We start from the raw sequence: 19,998 nt of genomic DNA, 5'->3' as shown, positions 1-19,998 counted from the left end.
CCTGGCTTCGCGAGAAGCCATGCCGCGCGGTCCGCGGCCTGTAGCTTGTAGCTGATAAGGAATCTTTTATGACCCAGAAATTCGACGTAGTGGTAATTGGTGCAGGCCCTGGCGGCTATGTTGCTGCCATCAAGGCCGCACAACTTGGTCTGAAGACTGCCTGTATCGAGAAGTACACCGACGCCGAGGGCAAGCTGGCCCTGGGCGGCACCTGCCTGAACGTAGGCTGCATTCCGTCCAAGGCGCTGCTGGACAGCTCCTGGAAGTACAAGGAAGCCAAAGAGAGCTTCAACGTCCACGGTATCTCCACTGGTGAAGTGAAGATGGACGTCGCCGCGATGGTTGGCCGCAAGGCTGGCATCGTCAAGAACCTGACCGGTGGCGTTGCCACTCTGTTCAAGGCCAACGGCGTTACCTCGATCCAGGGCCACGGCAAACTGCTGGCTGGCAAGAAGGTCGAAGTCACCAAGGCTGACGGCACCACCGAAGTCATCGAAGCCGAGAACGTGATCCTCGCTTCCGGTTCGCGTCCGATCGACATTCCGCCGGCTCCGGTCGACCAGAACGTCATCGTCGACTCCACCGGCGCCCTGGAATTCCAATCGGTACCGAAGCGCCTGGGCGTGATCGGTGCTGGTGTGATCGGCCTGGAGCTGGGCTCGGTATGGGCTCGCCTGGGTGCTGAAGTCACCGTCCTGGAAGCCCTGGACACCTTCCTGATGGCTGCCGACACCGCCGTGTCGAAAGAAGCCCAGAAGACCCTGACCAAGCAAGGCCTGGACATCAAGCTGGGTGCCCGCGTCACCGGCTCGAAAGTCAACGGCAACGAAGTCGAAGTGACCTACACCAACGCCGAAGGCGAGCAGAAGATCACCTTCGACAAGCTGATCGTCGCGGTCGGCCGTCGCCCGGTGACCACTGACCTGCTGGCTTCCGACAGCGGCGTGACCATCGACGAGCGTGGCTACATCTTCGTCGACGACTACTGCGCTACCAGCGTTCCTGGCGTATACGCCATCGGTGACGTGGTGCGTGGCATGATGCTGGCGCACAAGGCCTCGGAAGAGGGCATCATGGTCGTCGAGCGCATCAAGGGCCACAAGGCTCAGATGAACTACGACCTGATCCCGTCGGTCATCTACACCCACCCGGAAATCGCGTGGGTCGGCAAGACCGAACAAGCCTTGAAGGCCGAGGGTGTTGAGGTTAACGTAGGCACCTTCCCGTTCGCGGCCAGCGGCCGTGCGATGGCAGCCAACGATACCGGTGGTTTCGTCAAGGTCATCGCCGATGCCAAGACCGACCGCGTGCTGGGCGTTCACGTGATTGGCCCATCGGCTGCCGAACTGGTACAGCAGGGCGCAATCGCAATGGAATTCGGCACCAGTGCCGAGGATCTGGGCATGATGGTCTTCAGCCATCCAACCCTGTCCGAAGCGCTGCATGAAGCAGCGCTGGCAGTGAATGGCGGCGCCATTCACGTGGCCAACCGTAAGAAGCGTTAATTATAAGAAACCACGGCGGGCTGCCCGTCGTGAGTCTTGCGTGCATGACTCACCGCGGAACGTCCGCCGGACCGGACTACACGGGTAAACCCGGGGTCAATGGTCACAGGTGGTGCGGCGCCAGCAATGGCGCAGCGCCGAAGCGCAGTACCTAACGAAGACGGTAAAAAGCATGAATCTTCACGAGTATCAGGGTAAGCAGCTGTTCGCTGAATACGGCCTGCCAGTTTCCAAGGGTTTCGCTGTCGATACCCCTGAGCAAGCGGCTGAAGCCTGCGACAAGATCGGCGGTTCGGAGTGGGTCGTTAAGGCTCAGGTCCACGCGGGTGGTCGCGGTAAAGCGGGCGGCGTCAAGCTGGTTCGCAGCAAGGAAGACGCCAAGGCGTTCGCTGCGCAGTGGTTGGGCAAGAATCTGGTGACCTACCAGACTGACGCCAACGGTCAACCAGTCTCCAAGATCCTGGTCGAGTCCTGCACTGACATCGCCAAAGAGCTGTACCTGGGCGCTGTAGTGGATCGTTCGAGCCGCCGTATCGTGTTCATGGCTTCCACCGAAGGTGGCGTGGACATCGAGAAAGTCGCTCACGAAACTCCTGAGAAGATCCTCAAGGCTACCATCGACCCACTGGTTGGCGCTCAGCCGTTCCAGGGTCGTGAGCTGGCGTTCCAGCTGGGTCTGGAAGGCAAGCAAGTTCAACAGTTCGCCAAGATCTTCGTTGGTCTGGCCAAGCTGTTCAAGGATCACGATCTGGCCCTGCTGGAAGTGAACCCGCTGGTGATCAAGGCCGATGGCGACCTGCACTGCCTCGATGCCAAGATCAACATCGACGCCAACGCCATGTACCGTCAGCCTAAGCTGAAGACTTTCCACGACCCGTCGCAGGACGACGCCCGTGAAGCCCACGCTGCCAAGTTCGAACTGAACTACGTTGCCCTCGAAGGCAACATCGGCTGCATGGTCAACGGTGCCGGCCTGGCCATGGGTACCATGGACATCGTCAACCTGCACGGCGGCAAGCCAGCCAACTTCCTCGACGTGGGCGGCGGCGCGACCAAAGAACGCGTTACCGAAGCGTTCAAGATCATTCTGTCCGACAGCAATGTCGCGGCCGTACTGGTCAACATCTTCGGCGGCATCGTTCGCTGCGACATGATTGCCGAAGGCATCATCGGTGCAGTGAAAGAAGTCGGCGTTAAAGTTCCGGTTGTCGTTCGCCTTGAAGGCAACAACGCCGAACTGGGCGCTAAAGTACTGGCAGAAAGCGGTTTGAACATCATTGCGGCAACCAGCCTGACCGACGCTGCTCAACAAGTTGTCAAAGCTGCGGAGGGCAAGTAATGAGCGTCCTGATCAATAAAGACACCAAGGTCATCTGCCAGGGCTTCACCGGCTCGCAGGGTACTTTCCACTCCGAACAAGCCATCGCCTACGGCACCAAGATGGTCGGCGGCGTTACTCCAGGCAAGGGTGGCACCACCCACCTGGGCCTGCCAGTGTTCAACACTGTGAAAGAAGCCGTAGAAGCCACCGGCGCTGACGCTTCGGTCATCTACGTTCCGGCTCCGTTCTGCAAGGACTCGATCCTGGAAGCGGCATTCGGCGGCATCAAGCTGATCGTCTGCATCACCGAAGGCATTCCTACCCTGGACATGCTGGATGCCAAGGTCAAGTGCGACGAGCTGGGCGTGACCCTGATCGGCCCTAACTGCCCAGGCGTCATCACTCCGGGCGAGTGCAAGATCGGCATCATGCCAGGCCACATCCACCTGCCAGGCAAGGTCGGTATCGTTTCGCGTTCCGGCACCCTGACCTACGAAGCGGTCAAGCAGACCACCGACGCCGGCTTTGGCCAGTCGACCTGCGTGGGCATCGGTGGCGACCCGATCCCAGGCTCCAACTTCATCGATATCCTGAAGCTGTTCCAGGAAGACCCGAAGACCGAAGCGATCGTCATGATCGGTGAGATCGGCGGTTCGGCTGAAGAAGAAGCCGCGGCCTACATCAAGGCCAACGTCACCAAGCCAGTCGTTTCCTACATCGCTGGTGTTACCGCACCTGCGGGCAAGCGCATGGGCCACGCTGGCGCCATCATTTCCGGCGGCAAGGGCACTGCGGACGAGAAGTTCGCCGCGCTGCAGGACGCTGGTGTGAAGACCGTGCGTTCCCTGGCTGACATTGGCAAGGCCCTGGCCGAGCTGACCGGCTGGGAAGCCAAGAAGTAATACCTGCTACACCCCCCACGCGCACAGAGGCCACCTTCGGGTGGCCTTTGTCGTTTTCGGGAGGTTGTTTGCCTGCACCGGCCTCTTCGCGGGTAAACCCGCTCCCACAGGAAAATCACTAGCCTTGATAATTGTGAAGTACCTGTGGGAGCGGGTTTACCCGCGAAGTGGCCGGTACAGGCAATGCGGAATTTTCGATAGGTACGATAGGAATTTTGAAGCAGACGATTATTTCAATCCGAGGATAATTCCTACTGTTATCGGACACACAGACGACAAACATGTACGCACATCGGACAAGCAGCACTGTATCAGTGCGTTTACCGGGTAAAACGGTTAATCTACGCGTTCACTCTGTGCCCGTACCCCAAAAGGGAACGACACGCTAAACGGGTCTGGCCTATCAAGCCGGGCAGCATTTCCCCTCATCCAAAGGGAAATCCCCTCTCGAATCCCGATTTCAGCAGTGTGGTACTACCTTAAATGAAAGTTCTCAAAGGCCAGGATATCCTGGCGCTTGGCTTTATGACGTTTGCGCTTTTCGTAGGCGCTGGCAACATCATCTTCCCGCCTATCGTCGGTCTGCAGTCTGGCCCGCACGTATGGATGGCGGCCCTGGGCTTCCTGGTTACCGCCGTGGGCCTGCCAGTCATCACCGTGGTCGCCCTGGCCAAGGTCGGTGGTGGCATGGATGCCCTGAGCAGCCCGATCGGCAAGTTCTTCGGCGGCCTGCTGGCGGCCGTGTGCTACCTGTCGGTCGGCCCGCTGTTCGCGACGCCGCGTACCGCGACCGTGTCGTTCGAAGTGGGCGTGGCACCGCTGACCGGTGAAAGCCCGACAGCGTTGTTCATCTACAGCCTGGTGTACTTCGCCGTGGTACTGGCCGTGTCCATGTACCCGGGCAAGCTGCTCGACACTGTCGGCCGCTTCCTCGCGCCGCTGAAGATCATCGCCCTGGCGGTGCTGGGCATCGCTGCCTTCGCCCTGCCAGCCGGGACCATCGGTGAAGCACAGCCGGCCTATGCCGCCGCCGCGTTCTCCAAAGGCTTCTCCGATGGCTACCTGACCATGGACACCCTTGGTGCCCTGGTATTCGGTATCGTCATCGTCAACGCCATCCGCTCGCGCGGTGTCGAGTCGCCGAAGCTGATCACCCGCTATGCCATCATCGCCGGCCTGATCGCCGGTGTCGGCCTGGCCCTGGTGTACATCAGCCTGTTCCGCCTGGGTGCCGGCAGCCACGATATCGCCGCCGATGCCACCAACGGTGCCGCCGTTCTGCACGCCTATGTACAGCACACCTTCGGCTCCCTGGGCAGTGGCTTCCTTGCCGTGCTGATCGCCCTGGCGTGCCTGGTGACTGCCGTTGGCCTGACCTGCGCCTGCGCCGAATACTTCAGCCAGATTCTGCCGCTGTCGTACCGTGCACTGGTGGTGATCCTGGCAGGCTTCTCGCTGCTGATCTCCAACCTGGGCCTGACCAAGCTGATCATGTTCTCGATCCCGGTGCTGACCGCTATCTATCCGCCGTGCATCGTGGTGGTGGGCCTGAGCTTCGTGAAGGACCTGTGGAATTCGCCGACTCGCATCCTGGCTCCAGTGATGCTGGTTTCGCTGGTGTTCGGTATCGTCGACGCGATCAAGGGCAGCGACATCGCCCACGTGCTGCCAGACGTCATGGCGCACCTGCCGCTGAGCGATCAGGGCCTGGCCTGGCTGGTGCCTTCGGTCGTGACGCTGATCGGCGCCGTGGCCTGCGACCGCATGCTCGGCAAGCCGCGCGAAGCGTTGGCCTGAGCAGTTGAAGCCTGAGGGCGGCACCGGCCACAAGCCGTAGGGTGCTCGCCAAAGGTGGAGACTCGAAAGCCCCGCATCTGAAAGGATGCGGGGCTTTTTCGTTTCAGTTTGTGCCTTTTACCGCTTGTAGGCGTCGAAACCCGGTCACTATTCTTTGTGCACCTGGCCTTCGGGAATTCTGCATGAACTTCATCCAAAGCAACCTCCACAACCTCCTGGCTGTCTGCTGGTTCGCCCTGTGCTGGGGCGGTTACACTCGCTATGCCATCTGGAAGGGCCGCGACACCGCGTGCCTGGCCAGTGTGCTGCACCTGTACCGGGAAGACTGGATGCGCCGTATGCTGCTGCGCGACAACCGCATCGCCGACGCCAGCGTGATCGGCAACCTGGAGCGCAATGCCTCGTTCTTCGCCTCCAGCACTCTGATCATCCTCGCTGGCATCCTCACCGTGCTGGGTGCTTCGGATCGCGCGCTGTCACTGCTGGCGGACTTGCCGCTGGTGCAGCAGGCGTCCCAGGGCATGTCGGAGATCAAGCTGCTGTGCCTGGCAATGGTTTTCGTCTACGCCTTCTTCACCTTCAGCTGGTGCATGCGTCAGTACAACTTTGCCGCGGTGCTGGTGGGGTCCGCGCCTATGATCGGTGAGCGCCAGGTCAATGAGCTAGAGCGCAAGGCCTTCGCTTCGCGCGCAGCGCGGGTGCTGTCGCTGGCAGCCAACCAGTTCAACTTTGGCCTGCGTTCTTATTACTTCGGCATGGCCATGCTCACCTGGTTTATCAGCCCCTGGCTGTTCATGATTGTGAGTGTCGGCGTCGTGCTGATTCTGTATCGCCGTGAGTTCCATTCCGATGTATTGGACGTGATGGTGTTCACGCCGACTGAAAGTGCGGTGACAGAAGCACCCAGGGAAAGTTCAAACAGTATTAACTGAAACGTTTAACTCACTAAAGACAGGCACAAAAAAACCCGACGATGTCGGGTTTTTTTGTTTGGGCCGATTACTGCTTGGCAGGTTCGGCAGGCGCGGTTTCCGGTGCCGGAGTAGCTGGGGCGGCCTCTTCGGCGGCCTTCTGCTCGGCTTCGGCCTGATCTTTGGCGGCTTCGGCGTTTTCCTTGGCAGCGTCGTTCATCTTATCCTGAGCTTCGCCCATCTTTTCCTGGGCTTGCTCGGCATGTTGCTGTGCGTCTTGGGCTTTGTCTTCGCTCGCTTTATCGCAAGCAGCCAGGCCCATGGCAGCAGCCAGCATCAGAGCAAAAGCAAAAGGTTTACGCATGGGGGTGTTTCCTCTTGGTGAATAACTGAGTTGTTCCTTCGAGTTCAGCCATGCGGAAGAAGTTCCGTGCCTGTTACAGATATATAACGCCGCGTTCTATATAGACTTTTTACAGGTTTTATGCCGTTACGGCAGTCATCACGGAAACAGCGTATGAATGATTCAAGCTTGCAGGCCATGGCCGAACGCTTTCTTTCAGCATTGAAACATTGCCAGTTGTTGCAGATGCGCGTGGCCCAAGCCGACAGTGAGGGCATGACGTTGGTCATGCCCTGGTCGCCGGCGATCGTCGGCAACCCACAGACCGGCGCGGTACATGGCGGGGCGTTGACCACGCTGATGGATAGCACGTGCGGCATGGCCACCTTGTGCGTGCTGCCGCGCTTCGAGGTGTGCCCGACGCTGGATCTGCGTATCGACTACATGCATGCCGCGGTACCGGGCAAGCCGATTTACGGCCATGCCCAGTGCTATCGCGTGACCCGCGACGTCATCTTTACCCGTGGCACGGCCTATCAGGACGACCCTGGCCAGCCGATCTGCCATGTGGTGGGGACCTTCATGCGCCTGGGCCAGGAGATCAAGGGTGGCATCCGTTTCGGCAACAGCCTGAAGGAGGGTGGGGCATGATCCCTGAAGACGTCCGCCAGCAGTTGAACGCGGCTCACGCGGTTGGTGACTACGGTCCCTTGCTGGCCTTGATCCCATACGCCGGCCTGATCGGCATCGAGTGCCAGCGCGATGGCGACGACTTGCTGTTCCGCCTGCCGGCCAGCCAGGACAACATCGGCAACCCGTTGCTGCCGGCCATCCATGGTGGCGTCATTGCCGGCTTCATGGAGCTTTCTGCTGCCCTGTACCTGCTGATCTACAGCGAGAGTGCGAGCATTCCGAAGATCATCGATTTCTCCATCGACTACCTGCGTGCCGGGCATTTTCGCGATACCTACGCCCAGTGCCAGCTGTGGCGTCAGGGGCGGCGGGTGACCAACGTCGCCATCACTGCCTGGCAGGCAGACCGGCAGTCGCCGATCGCCACCGCTCGTGCACATTTCAAGATCGAACCGGAAAAGCCCTTGAAATCGTCCGGGCAGCCCCCATCTGCATGACATCCGCCGTTAAAGCAGGCCATGTCGGCCGCCAGGCGCCACTGCCATCAGATCGGAGTTTTGAAGACCATGAGTGTGGAGACTCAAAAAGAAACGCTGGGCTTCCAGACCGAGGTGAAGCAACTGCTGCACCTCATGATCCATTCGCTGTACTCGAACAAGGAGATCTTCCTCCGTGAGCTGATCTCCAACGCCTCCGACGCCGCCGACAAGCTGCGCTTCGAGGCCCTGGCCAAGCCAGAGCTGCTCGAGGGCGACGCCGACCTGAAGATCCGCCTGAGCTTCGACAAGGACGCCGGTACCGTGACCCTCGAGGACAACGGCATCGGCATGAGCCGCGAAGATGTCATTGCCCACCTGGGTACCATCGCCAAGTCCGGCACCGCCGACTTCATGAAGAACCTCACCGGTGACCAGAAGAAGGATTCGCACCTGATCGGTCAGTTCGGTGTGGGCTTCTATTCGGCCTTCATCGTCGCCGACAAGGTCGACGTCTACAGCCGCCGCGCCGGCCAGCCTGCCGCCGAAGGCGTGCATTGGTCGTCCAAGGGTGAGGGCGAGTTCGAAGTCGCCACCATCGACAAGCCGCAGCGCGGCACCCGCATCGTTCTGCACCTGAAGAAGGACGAGCAGGAATTCGCCGATGGCTGGCGCCTGCGCAACGTGGTCAAGAAGTACTCCGACCACATTGCCCTGCCGATCGAGCTGCCCAAGGAGCAGGCCGAAGCCGCCGAGGGTGAAGAAAAGCCCGCGCAGGAATGGGAAACCGTCAACCGCGCCAGCGCCCTGTGGACCCGTTCGCGCTCCGAAGTGAAGGACGAGGAATACCAGGAGTTCTACAAGCACATCGGCCATGACTTCGAGAACCCGCTGGCCTGGAGCCACAACAAGGTCGAAGGCAAGCTCGAATACAACTCGCTGCTGTATGTGCCGGCCCGTGCACCGTTCGACCTGTACCAGCGCGAAGCACCGCGCGGCCTGAAGCTGTATGTGCAGCGCGTGTTCATCATGGACCAGGCCGAGTCGTTCCTGCCGCTGTACCTGCGCTTCATCAAGGGTGTGGTCGACTCCAATGACCTGTCGCTGAACGTATCCCGCGAAATTCTGCAGAAAGACCCGATCATCGATTCGATGAAGACCGCGCTGACCAAGCGTGTGCTGGACATGCTGGAGAAGCTGGCCAAGAACGAGCCTGAGCAGTACAAGGGCTTCTGGAAAAACTTCGGCCAGGTGCTGAAGGAAGGCCCGGCTGAAGACTTCGCCAACAAGGAAAAAATCGCTGGCCTGCTGCGCTTCGCCTCCACCCAGGACGACAGCGGCGAGCAGAGCGTTGCCCTGGCCGATTACCTGGCCCGCGCCAAGGAAGGCCAGGACAAGATCTACTACCTCACCGGCGAGTCTTACGCGCAGGTCAAGAACAGCCCGCACCTGGAAGTCTTCCGCAAGAAGGGTATCGAGGTACTGCTGCTGACCGACCGTATCGACGAGTGGCTGATGAGCTACCTCAGCGAGTTCGACGGCAAGGCATTCGTCGACGTCGCCCGTGGCGACCTGGACCTGGGCAAGCTGGACTCGGAAGAGGACAAGAAGGCCCAGGAAGAAGTGGCCAAGGACAAGGAAGGCCTGGTAGAGCGCCTGAAAGGTGCGCTGGGTGACAGCGTGGCCGAAGTGCGCGTGTCGCACCGCCTGACCGACTCGCCGGCGATCCTGGCCATTGGCGAACAGGACCTTGGCCTGCAGATGCGCCAGATCCTGGAAGCCAGCGGGCAGAAGGTGCCGGACTCGAAGCCGATCTTCGAATTCAACCCGACTCACCCGTTGATCGAGAAGCTGGACAACGAGCAGAGCGAAGACCGTTTCGCCGAGCTGTCGCACATCCTCTTCGATCAGGCCGCGCTGGCGGCTGGTGACAGCCTGAAGGACCCGGCGGCTTACGTTCGTCGCCTGAACAAGCTGCTGGTCGAGCTGTCTGCTTGAGTTGATGCATAGGAAAGCCCGCTTCGGCGGGCTTTTTTCATGGCGGGCTGTTTTATGAAAAAGTGCCTAAGGAGTGCTTGATGAGCAAGGTAATCGTCGAATCGCTGGTCTATCACCTGTCCGGCAAGACCTATGAGAGCCGCCTGGTCTACGAGCCGGGTGCGCTGCCAAAGCCCGGCCTGGTGATGGCGCCGAACTGGATGGGTATTGGCGAAGGCGCCGAGCGCATTGCCAAGGAAGTGGCCGAAAAGGGTTACGTGGTGCTGATTGCCGACCTGTATGGGCAGTCGGTACGCCCGTCCAATGCGGATGAGGCTGGTGCGGCGATGATGCCGCTGAAAAATGACCGGGCCGAGCTGCGCAAGCGGATGAACGAGGCGTTGTCGCAGCTGCTGGCGCAGTCCAAGGCGTTGCTGGAGCCGGGCAAGGTCGCCACCTTCGGCTTCTGCTTCGGCGGTTGCTGCGCCCTGGAACTGGCGCGTACCGGTGCCGACTTGAGGGCGGCGGTGTCGTTCCACGGCACGCTTGATACGCCGAACCCGGAAGACGCCAAGCGCATCAAGGGCTCGGTGCTGGTGCTGCATGGCGCTGCCGATCCGCTGGTGCCGAAGGAGCAACTGCCGGCGTTCGAGGAGGAGATGAATGCGGCCAAGGTGGATTGGCAGTTGCTGAGCTACGGCGGTGCGGTGCATTCGTTCACTGACCCGAATGCCAATGTGCCGGGTAAGATGCAGTATGACCGCCGCACCTCGGAGCGCGCGTTCCGCTCGATGCACAACCTGCTCACCGAAGTGTTCCAGCGCTGACATTGCATGGGGCTGCTTCGCAGCCCTTTCGCGACACAAGGCCGCTCCTACAGAAGTGCGCGTACCCCTGTAGGAGCGGCCTTGTGTCGCGAAAGGGCCGCAAAGCGGCCCCAATTCAGCGAGGCAACTCGATTCTCGACGTTTCCCCGGGGACTGTCGGCCAATCCCCCGCCGCCCACTTGGCTCGTGCCTGCTCGATCAGTTCCACATCACTGGCCACAAAATTCCAGTTCATCCGCCGCGGCCCATCCAGCGGCTCGCCGCCAATCAGCACCAGCTGGCACTCCTCCTCGGCATACAGCGTGACCTCTTCCCCTTCCGCCAGCACGATCAGGCTACAGGCCTCGACCTGCTCGCCGTCCATGAACAGCTCGCCGTCGAGCAGATACAGCGCCCGCTGCGCATGTTCGTCAGGTACTACCAAGGTAGTGGCCGGCTGCATCAGCACATGCGCATAAAGAGTAGGGGAGAGCACCGGCACCGGTGACTCCAGGCAGAACCCGCTGCCGGCAATCATGCAGATACGCACGCCCAGGTTGTCGCTGACCGGCAAGCTCGCTGCGGGGTGGTGGCTGTAGCTCGGTTCGCCTTGTTCGAGTGCCTGGGGCGAGGCCAGCCACACCTGCAGCCCATGCAAGCGTGAGCCATGGGCCAGGGCGTCCGCAGGTGTACGCTCGACATGCGCCACCCCTTTGCCGGCGGTCATCCAGCTCACATCACCAGGCAGTACGCGCTGTTCCGAGCCAAGGCTGTCCTTGTGCAGGATCGCACCTTCGAACAGATAAGTCAGGGTGGACAGGCCAATGTGCGGGTGCTGGCGGATATCCATGCCATGGCCCGGCGCATAGTCGGTCTCGAGCATATGGTCGAAGAACACGAACGGGCCGACGCTGCGGCACTGGGCCGAGGGCAGCGGGCGCAGGATCGGCTGGCCCTCGACCGACTCGGCGCGTGGGCGGATGATCAGGGGGCTGCTCATGGTGGGCTCCAGGCGAGGTGGAAATGCCCCAAGCATAGCGGTTTGCCGGGCAATGCTGAACCGTTGCGCTGGCTGCCCGGTCTACCCTGTTCATGCCTGGAGAAGGAGCACGCCCATGATTGCCAGAGCGTTGGCCTGCATGCTGTTGTCTGGCTGGCTATGCCAGGCGGCACAGGCCCGTGACTACCGCTACAGCGATGCCCATTTGCACTACGTGGACTTCTTCCAGGAGACCGAGGGCATGACGGCGCTGATCAAGGCCATGGATCAGGCGGGTGTCGAGCATTCGATGATTTCTGGTATTCCGGTAGCTAAGAAGTGGCACGAAGACGAGCCCAAGCGCCCGCGCTATTACGCCGGCGACGACGCTGATGCCTATTGGTATAGCGCCACCGATACCTATGTAGCTGCCGCATTGGAAAAGCTGCCGGCCGAGCAGCGAAAACGTTTCTATCCCTTTCTGACCGGCTTCAATCCGGTGGACAAGAATGCCGTCAGCCATATCGAGCGCATGCTCGAACTTAACCCGGGGCTGTGGCAAGGGATCGGCGAGGTGTTTACCCGGCATGACGACCTGACTGCGCTGACCAGTGGCGATACGCCGCGGGCCAATAACGAGGCGATGACCCGTATCTATCACCTGGCGGCGGAACACGACATGCCGGTGTTGCTGCATTCGAACATCACTTCCAAGCGTGAGCGTAATCCGCTGTACCTGGCCGAGATCGAGGAGCCGCTGCGCAATCATCCGCATACCCGTTTCATCTGGGCGCATGCAGGGAGCAGCGCAGAGATCCATCGGCATCAGACCCGAATGGACTTTTTGCTGCCGGTGCTGACGCGATTGCTGGCGGACTACCCGAATTTATATGTGGACTTGTCGTGGAGTGTGCTGGAGCCCTATTTGCTGGATGAACAGGGCGTGCCGCGCAAGGAGTGGGTGGCGCTGGTCGAGCGGCATCCGGACCGGTTCATGCTGGGGTCGGATGTGGTGGGGCGGTTTGGCAGTCTTGGGGAGCAGATGCACGGTTTCAGGCCGTTTCTGGATGCCTTGCCGGAAGAGGTGGCCAACAAGGTGGCCCGGAATAACTTCCTGGCTGTATTGCCCGGGCAGCATTGACCTGTACTGGCCTCTTCGCGGGCAAGCCCGCTCCCACAGGATTGCCGATGCCTTACGATGCGGCGCCTTACCTGTGGGAGCGGGCTTGCCCGCGCAAGGGCCGGAGCAGGCGCTACCAATGAAAACGCCCCGAACCAGTCGGGGCGTTTCACTTGCCGCAGCAGCGTCTTACTTGCCAGCCCAGCGCTTGAGCACCAGGGTGGCGTTGGTGCCGCCGAAGCCGAAGCTGTTGCTCATGACCGTGTCGATCTTGGCGTTTTCTTCGGTTTTGCGCAGGATCGGCAGGTCAGCGACTTCCGGGTCCAGCTCGTCGATGTTGGCGGAGCCGGCGATGAAGTTGTTTTCCATCATCAGCAGGCAGTAGATCGCCTCGTGCACGCCAGCGGCGCCCAGCGAGTGGCCCGACAGGCTCTTGGTCGAGCTGATCTTCGGCGCGTTGTCCTTGAACACCTCGCGAACACCTTTCATCTCGGCAACGTCACCGACCGGAGTCGAAGTGCCGTGAGTGTTCAGGTAGTCGATCGGGGTGTCGACGGTGGACAGCGCCTGCTGCATGCAACGGATGGCACCTTCACCGCTCGGTGCGACCATGTCGTAACCGTCGGAAGTGGCACCGTAGCCGACGATTTCGGCGTAGATCTTGGCGCCGCGGGCCAGGGCGTGTTCCAGCTCCTCGACCACGACCATGCCGCCGCCGCCCGCGATGACGAAACCGTCACGGTCAGCGTCGTAGGCGCGCGAGGCCAGTTCAGGGGTTTCGTTGCGCTTGGTCGACAGGGCGCCCATGGCATCGAAGAGGAACGACTGGCTCCAGTGCTCTTCTTCACCACCGCCGGCGAAGACGATGTCCTGCTTGCCCCACTGGATCTGCTCCAGAGCGGTGCCGATGCAGTGTGCGGAAGTGGCGCAGGCCGACGAGATCGAGTAGTTGATGCCCTTGATCTTGAACGGGGTGGCCAGGCACGCCGAAACGGTGCTGCCCATGGTGCGGGTGACGCGGTATGGGCCGACGCGCTTGACGCCTTTTTCGCGCAGGGTGTCCAGCGCTTCCATCTGGTTCAGGGTCGAGGCGCCGCCGGAGCCGGCAACCAGGCCGGTACGCGGGTTGGACACCTGCTCTTCGGTCAGGCCGGAATCCTTGATCGCGTCCTGCATCGCCAGGTAGGCATAGGCAGCGGCGTGGCCGACGAAGCGGTAGACCTTGCGGTCGATCAGTTCTTCGAGGTTGAGGTCGATGGACCCGGAAACCTGGCTACGCAGCCCCATTTCCTTGTATTCCGGGTTGTAACGGATACCCGGACGGCTGTTGCGCAGGTTTTCGGTGACGGTAGCTTTGTCATTGCCCAGGCACGATACGATGCCCAGACCAGTGATAACGACGCGGCGCATGCGAATAACCCTTAGAAATTGTCAGTGGAGGTGAACACGCCGACCCGCAGGGCTTCGGCGGTGTAGATCTCGCGACCGTCGACGCTGACCGAGCCATCGGCGATGGCCATGTTCAGCTTACCCTTCAGGACGCGCTTGATGTGAATGTTGTAGGTGACTTTCTTGGCGGTAGGCAGCACCTGGCCGAAGAATTTCACTTCGCCCGAACCCAGCGCACGGCCGCGGCCCGGCAGGCCTTGCCAGCCGAGGAAGAAGCCGACCAGCTGCCACATGGCGTCGAGGCCCAGGCAGCCTGGCATCACCGGGTCACCTTCGAAGTGGCAGGCGAAGAACCACAGATCCGGGGTGATATCCAGCTCGGCGACCAACTCACCTTTGCCGTACTTGCCGCCTTCTTCGCTGATATGGGTGATGCGATCGACCATCAGCATGTTCGGCGCGGGCAGTTGCGCATTACCTGGGCCGAACAGCTCACCGCGACTGCAGCGCAGCAGGTCTTCCCGAGTAAAGGCGTGTTGTTTGGTCATGCGAGCTCCTCAATAACCCCCTGTGGCAGGGGATGAATCTTCCCGGCCGACCCTTCTTGCTTCTGGGACGGCAGCCTACAGGTAGACTATTGCGTTGTGGTGAAAGTCACAGCGCACCTGGTGAAAGAAGTACAGGTGTGCACTGAAACGTCTATTTTCAGGTCCGAACAAGGTCCTGTCCAGTACTTAAGACTGCCGCACTTTAGCATTTATCGCCAGTCGCCGCTGTGCGTCCTGGTAACCAGCGCTGCAATACCCGCTGCAACTCGGTGCGGCGGAACGGTTTGCTCAGGTAATCGTTCATGCCGGCGGCCATGCAACGCTCGCGGTCGCCCTGCAAGGCATTGGCGGTCAGCGCGATGATCGGCAATTGGCCGCAGGCCGGCAACAGGCGGATACGCCGGGTGGCTTCGTAGCCATCCACCTGGGGCAGGCGGCAATCCATCAGTACTGCAGCGAATGGCTGCTGCCTTACCTGTTCCACTGCCTGTAGCCCGTCGTGGGCAACGCTGACCTCCATCCCCAGGCTACGTAACATGGCTTCGATGACGCTTTGATTGACCGGATTGTCTTCCACCAACAGGATGCGCTTACCCACCTCAAGTGGCGCAATGCCCCCAGAGGCGCCGGGCCGCGTTGCCGGCGTGTTGATAGCCAGGGGCAGCGGCATTTCCAGGGTAAAGGTCGAGCCCAGCCCTTCGCGGCTTTCACCGCGCAGCTTGCCGCCCATGCGTTCGGCCAAGGTGCGGGCGATCGACAGGCCAAGGCCGGTGCCGCCATAGCGCCGCGAGATCGAGCTGTCGGCCTGCTGGAAGGCGACGAACATCATTTCCAGGCGCTCGCTGTCGATGCCGATGCCTGTGTCGCGCACGCTGCAGGTAAACCACAGCAATTGCCGGTCGAGCAACTGCCAGCGTGCCTCGACCTGTACCTGGCCACGCTCGGTGAACTTCAGGGCGTTGCCGATCAGGTTGAGCAGGATCTGGCGAATCCGCGTCGGGTCGCCAACCACCTGTGGCTGTGCGCCATCTGTCGGCAACTGCAGGTGCAGTTCCAGGCCGCGCTGCTGGGCGCTGTGCTGGAACGACTGCACGCTGCTGGTGATCAGCTCACCCAGGTTGAAGTCGATGTGCTCGAGCTCCAGCGTGGTGCGCTCGATCCGCGAGAAGTCGAGGATGTCATTGATGACCTTCAGCAAGTGCCCGGTGGACTCACTGGCCACAGCCGTGTAATCGGCCTGTTCGCTGGTCAGCTGGGTGGTTTCCAGCAGTTGCAGCATGCCCAGCACGCCGTTCATGGGGGTGCGCAGTTCGTGGCTCATCATCGCCAGGAACTCCGACTTGGCGCCGTTGGCCTGTTCGGCTTCCTCGCGTGCCTGGATCAACTGGGCGATGGCCTGCTTCTGTTCGGCGCTGGCCTGGTCCAAGGCGTTGGCCAGGTTGTTGATATGGCGCGCCAGGTGGCCGAGCTCGCTGTCGTCGACCACCGGCAGTGGCGCGTTGTATTCACCCTGCTGGATAGCCTTCACCGCATGGCCCATGTCGCTGATCGGCTTGGCCAGGCTCATGGCCAGACGGCGGGCGAGGAGGAAGGTGAACAGCAACGCGAACAGCGCGAGGATGCCGGCCTTGATCACGATTTCCTGCTGGCGCTGGCTGAACGCATCGTCGGACATGCCGACGATCACTCGGCCCAGGTAGTCGTCGCCGATGGCCGGTGTTGGCGCTTTGCCCTGTTGCAGGAAGTCGCTGTCCAGGCGGATCTGCTGCAGGCGAATCGGCGCCTGGAACACCTCCACCTGCTGAGCCCGGTTGTTGCTCTCGTCCTGCTGCTCGACGTACACCAATATGTGGTTGCGGCTGTCCTGCACCTCGAGGAAGCGCACGTGAGGGATGCTCAAGGTGGCACGCATCAGGCCTTCGAGGACTTCATTGTTACCGGATATGACGCCGTACTCGGAGGCGGGCGCCAGCTGGTTGGCAATCAGCTGCCCGGTGTGGTTCAGCTCCTGGCGCAGATCCTGGATCCGCACGAAAGTGAAGAAACTGATCAACAGCAAGGTCAGCAACAGCGCCGGGCCCAGGCTGATGATCTGGGTGCGGGTGTGGATGTCCCAGCTCAGGCGTTTGCTCATGGGGTGGGTTCTCCTGCGGCCAGGGCCTTGGCAGTGGCGTTCGGATCGATCGGTTCAAGGCCCAGGGCGCGTGCCACCTGCTGGTTGCCGCTGACACCGTAGTGTGCCGGGTACAGGCTGCGCGGCCAGCGCGCCGGTGATTGATCGAGCAACTGGTCGAGCACAGCCAGCCAGTCATCCTGGTCGCTGTAGGTGCTGGCCAGGGCGCCGGCGCGGACGAAACCGGCATTCGGGCCGATCAGCGCCATTTGCCGGCCATAGCTGCTGAGCAGCAGGTTCTTTGCCGTCTTCGAGTTGTACAGCTCAGGGTCGTCGAGGGCGAGCAGCACGTCGCTGTTGCCCAGCAGGTGCTGCAGGGGGCGGCTGTCGCGCTGGTCCGGCCAGTCCTGGGCGACGATTTCCAGGCCCAGCGGGCGTGCCGCCTGGCGCAGTTCGTCGAGCAGGAAATGGCTGTGCTCACCGTACAACACGCCGATGCGCCGGGCCTGGGGTAACAGGTAGCGGGCCAGGCGCAGTTGCCGGGCCATGGGCGGGTCGCTCCACAGCAGGGTCAGGTACGCGGGGCGCGACTTTCCCAGGCGTTGTTCAGCCTGTACTCGGCTGATGCGCATGGCCAAGGCAGGCGGCCCATTGCTTTCAGCCAGGCGCCACTCCAGTGCGGCGTTGTCGAGCAGCACCAGGCGCACGTCAGCCTTGAGCTGGCCGGGGCGGGCCAGCTCGGCGACGCTCTGGAAACGCACCTGGTCATGGCTGCGGCGGGCTTGCAGCGCTTCGACGAAGCTGCGCACGCCAGGCTGGTCTTCGCCGCCGACCAGCAGGATTTCGCTGGCGGACAGCGAACCCAGCGGCCACAGGCAGAACAGCAGCAGGCGCAGCAGCCGGGCCATCAGAACTCCAGCTCCGCGCTGACGCTCAGGCGGTGGCGGCTGTCATAACGGTTCTGAATCGACGTGGTCGGTTCGTCGTCCAGGCGTTGCTGCCAGAGCGCGGCCAGCTCCAGGTTGCTGCCTTCGATGCGAAAACGCTTGGCCACGCGCAGGTCGAGGCGTTCGTAACGGTACTGGTTGAGCGCATCGTCGCCGTAGTAGAACAGCGCGCTGGACCAGCCTTCACCCCATTCGCGCATCCATCCGGCCGAACCACTGTTGCGGGCGGTGTTGGCGCTGTCGGCGGGGTTGCTGGCCCAGGCATCGACATAGGCATAGGTCAGGCGCAGGCGATCGCGTGGCGCCAGGTGCCAGTCGAACTGTGCCTCGCTGCCGGTAAAGCGGGCCTTGTTGGCGTTACTGGCGATGTACTGATTGTTCTTCAGGGGCTCGCTGATCATTCCGGTGATTTCGTCATAGAACACCTTCACATCCATGTTCAGGTCGATATCGCTGAAGTAGCCGTTGTAACCCAGCTCGCGCGAGCGCATGCGCTCCTGCTCGAGGTCGCCCGGGCCGCGCGTCTTGACGAAGTATTCGGCATTGCGCTGGCCGAACGCTGTGGGGTTCAGGTTCTTGACCGTGTAGCTCCAGTTGACGTTGTTCTCGAACATGTCCGGCGAGCGCACGGCCTCGGAGTACACCGCGCGCAGGCCGTGGCGCGGAGTGATCAGGTAGTTGACCGCCATGCGCGGGGTCAGCGAGCTGCCGGAAAGGCGCGAATCCTCGAGCATCGCACCACCCTGGAGAATCCAGTGTTCGTCGGCGCGCCATTCCAGCTGGCCGAACAGGCGCCAGGTCTGGTCGTCGATGCTGCCGTTGAAGTAAGTCTGCGAATCGGCACGATCATAACGGTAGTTCATGCCGCTGAGCAGGCGCAGGCTGTCGGTCAGGCTCAGGGTGTCCTGGATTTCCAGGTCGTATCGGCTTTCTCGGGTGCTCTGGTCGACATCGCCACACACCACGTTCTTGCCGCCCTGGTTGTTCCACTGGTCCTTGATTGCATCGACCAGCGCCTGTTCTTCGGGGTTGCTGCTGCTCGGCGGGTTGTTCGCCCCACGGGCGACCTTTTCGGCGAAGTCGGGGTTCATCTGCCACAAGCGGGTCAGCTCGGGGCTGAACGACAGCGCCGCGTCGCAGGCGCGCCAGACCTGCTGGCGGTCGAAATGCTGGGCCGAACCCTGCACATACAGGCTGTGCTCAGGGTTGAAATCGATGTTCCAGCGTACCGAGCCTGCATAGTCCTTGGCGTTGACGTCGGCGTTGTCACCGGTCTGGGTGACGTAGGGGAACACCGGCTGATAGGTATACGGTCGCTGGTTGCTGCCTTCTTTGGCCGCCAGTTGCCATTCCAGGGTCTGGTCCGGTGCCAGAACGTGGCTGACACTGAGGTTGAAGCGGTTCAGGCGGCGGCTGTCGCGGTAGTCCTGGCCGAACTGGTTCTCGTCGAAGCCATCGTCCTGCTGGCCGGACACCGACAAGCGCAAGTCGCCACCGTCCCAGCCGAAGCCGTGGCTGAGGTAGTAGTCGTTGATGCCGTCCTGGCCGCGGGTCAGTTTCATCCGTGTGCCGTGGCTGTCGGCCGGGTTGCGGGTGAGGATGTTGACCACCGCCATCAGTGCGTTGGCGCCATAGCTGACGGTGTTGGGGCCGCGGAATACCTCGATGCGCTCGATGTCCTCGATGGCCACCGGGATGTCGCTCCAGTCGACCGTGGCCAGGCCGGCGCGGTACACCGAGCGGCCGTCGATCAGTACCTGCATGCGCCGTGCTTCGTTGACGTTGCTGCCGTGGTAGTTGACGGTCGGTTGGTTGCCGGCGCCATAGCCGATCATCATCCCGGGTACCAGGCGCAACAGTTCGGGGATGTCGCGGGCGCCGCTGGCGCGGATCAGTTCGTTGTCGAGCACGGTCATGCTGCCCGGTACCGCCGCCGGGGATTGTTTCAGGCGTGTGGCGGTCAGAACCTGCGGCAGGTCTGTGTTGTCGATGAACAAGTCGTCGGCCATGGCCGAGCCACCGAGCAATGCGGTCAGCAGCAACAGGCGAGGGTAGGGGGGCGGGCCAGGGAACACAGGACAGCCTTGTCTCAGAGTTGAAACAGGCATGGTAACTGACCGGGAAGGTTTTGCCAGTGGCCTGGGTTCGAATTGCCTGCGCGCGATCACACGGGCACCAGAAATACCATGGCGAACCGAATCAGCCCCGGCACTGGCTCTGTAGCAGGCGCG

The 19,998-nt window shown here is 61.6% G+C and carries 17 protein-coding genes; 10 read left to right on the top strand and 7 right to left on the bottom strand.

What is annotated here, in order from left to right; genetic code table 11:
• The first annotated feature begins 68 nt into the window (after positions 1-68).
• From lpdA to BUQ73_RS17400, 5 genes are all read left to right on the top strand, one after another.
• Positions 69-1,505, top strand: coding sequence for a dihydrolipoyl dehydrogenase (gene lpdA, locus BUQ73_RS17420; protein ID WP_079229003.1), 1,437 nt, complete (start codon positions 69-71; stop codon positions 1,503-1,505).
• Between the two features lie 172 nt (positions 1,506-1,677).
• Positions 1,678-2,844, top strand: a complete 1,167-nt coding sequence (sucC, locus tag BUQ73_RS17415) for an ADP-forming succinate--CoA ligase subunit beta (RefSeq protein WP_011534748.1) — start codon at positions 1,678-1,680, stop codon at positions 2,842-2,844.
• On the top strand, positions 2,844-3,728 hold the full coding sequence (gene sucD, locus BUQ73_RS17410; protein ID WP_016393102.1) for a succinate--CoA ligase subunit alpha: 885 nt from the start codon (positions 2,844-2,846) through the stop codon (positions 3,726-3,728). Before sucC ends, sucD begins: the two co-directional genes overlap by 1 nt.
• A 483-nt stretch (positions 3,729-4,211) precedes the next feature.
• Positions 4,212-5,525 carry a branched-chain amino acid transport system II carrier protein gene (brnQ, locus tag BUQ73_RS17405; RefSeq protein ID WP_079229002.1) on the top strand — a complete coding sequence of 438 codons (1,314 nt, stop codon included), beginning with the start codon at positions 4,212-4,214 and terminating at the stop codon, positions 5,523-5,525.
• 182 nt (positions 5,526-5,707) lie between these two features.
• Positions 5,708-6,457, top strand: a complete 750-nt coding sequence (locus BUQ73_RS17400) for a DUF599 domain-containing protein (RefSeq protein ID WP_079229001.1) — start codon at positions 5,708-5,710, stop codon at positions 6,455-6,457.
• Between the two features lie 67 nt (positions 6,458-6,524).
• Here the strand turns inward: BUQ73_RS17400 and BUQ73_RS17395 are convergent, their stop codons facing one another.
• Positions 6,525-6,800, bottom strand: coding sequence for a hypothetical protein (locus tag BUQ73_RS17395; RefSeq protein ID WP_079229000.1), 276 nt, complete (start codon positions 6,798-6,800; stop codon positions 6,525-6,527).
• Positions 6,801-6,953: 153 nt separating this feature from the next.
• Between BUQ73_RS17395 and BUQ73_RS17390 the strand changes: the two genes are divergently transcribed.
• The 4 genes from BUQ73_RS17390 to BUQ73_RS17375 all read left to right on the top strand — a co-directional run bounded on the left by BUQ73_RS17390 (position 6,954) and on the right by BUQ73_RS17375 (position 10,692).
• Positions 6,954-7,430, top strand: coding sequence for a PaaI family thioesterase (locus BUQ73_RS17390; protein ID WP_079228999.1), 477 nt, complete (start codon positions 6,954-6,956; stop codon positions 7,428-7,430).
• Positions 7,427-7,909 (top strand): PaaI family thioesterase, encoded by a 483-nt coding sequence (locus BUQ73_RS17385; RefSeq protein WP_079228998.1) that lies wholly within the window; start codon positions 7,427-7,429, stop codon positions 7,907-7,909. Before BUQ73_RS17390 ends, BUQ73_RS17385 begins: the two co-directional genes overlap by 4 nt.
• 69 nt (positions 7,910-7,978) lie before the next feature.
• Positions 7,979-9,886, top strand: coding sequence for a molecular chaperone HtpG (gene htpG, locus BUQ73_RS17380; protein ID WP_079228997.1), 1,908 nt, complete (start codon positions 7,979-7,981; stop codon positions 9,884-9,886).
• 80 nt (positions 9,887-9,966) lie between these two features.
• Positions 9,967-10,692: a dienelactone hydrolase family protein gene (locus BUQ73_RS17375; RefSeq protein ID WP_027921331.1), complete on the top strand. Its 726-nt coding sequence runs from the start codon at positions 9,967-9,969 to the stop codon at positions 10,690-10,692.
• A gap of 115 nt (positions 10,693-10,807) precedes the next feature.
• Here the strand turns inward: BUQ73_RS17375 and BUQ73_RS17370 are convergent, their stop codons facing one another.
• Positions 10,808-11,671 (bottom strand): pirin family protein, encoded by an 864-nt coding sequence (locus BUQ73_RS17370; RefSeq protein WP_079228996.1) that lies wholly within the window; start codon positions 11,669-11,671, stop codon positions 10,808-10,810.
• A 115-nt stretch (positions 11,672-11,786) separates the two neighbouring features.
• On the opposite strand from BUQ73_RS17370, the gene BUQ73_RS17365 reads away from it, so the two are divergent.
• Positions 11,787-12,791: an amidohydrolase family protein gene (locus BUQ73_RS17365; protein WP_079228995.1), complete on the top strand. Its 1,005-nt coding sequence runs from the start codon at positions 11,787-11,789 to the stop codon at positions 12,789-12,791.
• 168 nt (positions 12,792-12,959) lie between these two features.
• On the opposite strand, the gene fabB is transcribed toward BUQ73_RS17365, so the two are convergent.
• The 5 genes from fabB to BUQ73_RS17340 form a co-directional block, all read right to left on the bottom strand.
• Positions 12,960-14,180, bottom strand: coding sequence for a beta-ketoacyl-ACP synthase I (gene fabB / locus BUQ73_RS17360; protein ID WP_079228994.1), 1,221 nt, complete (start codon positions 14,178-14,180; stop codon positions 12,960-12,962).
• A gap of 11 nt (positions 14,181-14,191) precedes the next feature.
• The gene (fabA, locus tag BUQ73_RS17355; protein WP_012315334.1) at positions 14,192-14,707 is read right to left on the bottom strand and encodes a 3-hydroxyacyl-[acyl-carrier-protein] dehydratase FabA; all 516 of its coding nucleotides are present in this window, start codon (positions 14,705-14,707) and stop codon (positions 14,192-14,194) included.
• A gap of 202 nt (positions 14,708-14,909) precedes the next feature.
• Entirely contained in the window at positions 14,910-16,841 is a 1,932-nt protein-coding gene (locus BUQ73_RS17350; RefSeq protein WP_079228993.1) for an ATP-binding protein, read from the bottom strand.
• Complete coding sequence (locus BUQ73_RS17345) at positions 16,838-17,728, bottom strand: ABC transporter substrate-binding protein (RefSeq protein ID WP_079228992.1); 891 nt, start codon at positions 17,726-17,728, stop codon at positions 16,838-16,840. The genes BUQ73_RS17350 and BUQ73_RS17345 overlap by 4 nt, the downstream gene beginning before the upstream one ends.
• On the bottom strand, positions 17,728-19,875 hold the full coding sequence (locus BUQ73_RS17340; RefSeq protein WP_192858663.1) for a TonB-dependent receptor plug domain-containing protein: 2,148 nt from the start codon (positions 19,873-19,875) through the stop codon (positions 17,728-17,730). The genes BUQ73_RS17345 and BUQ73_RS17340 overlap by 1 nt, the downstream gene beginning before the upstream one ends.
• Positions 19,876-19,998 lie beyond the last annotated feature (123 nt).

The sequence above is a fragment of the Pseudomonas putida genome (assembly GCF_002025705.1).
Taxonomy (GTDB): Bacteria; Pseudomonadota; Gammaproteobacteria; order Pseudomonadales; family Pseudomonadaceae; genus Aquipseudomonas; species Aquipseudomonas putida_J.
This window is presented reverse-complemented; position numbering and strand designations above follow the sequence as displayed.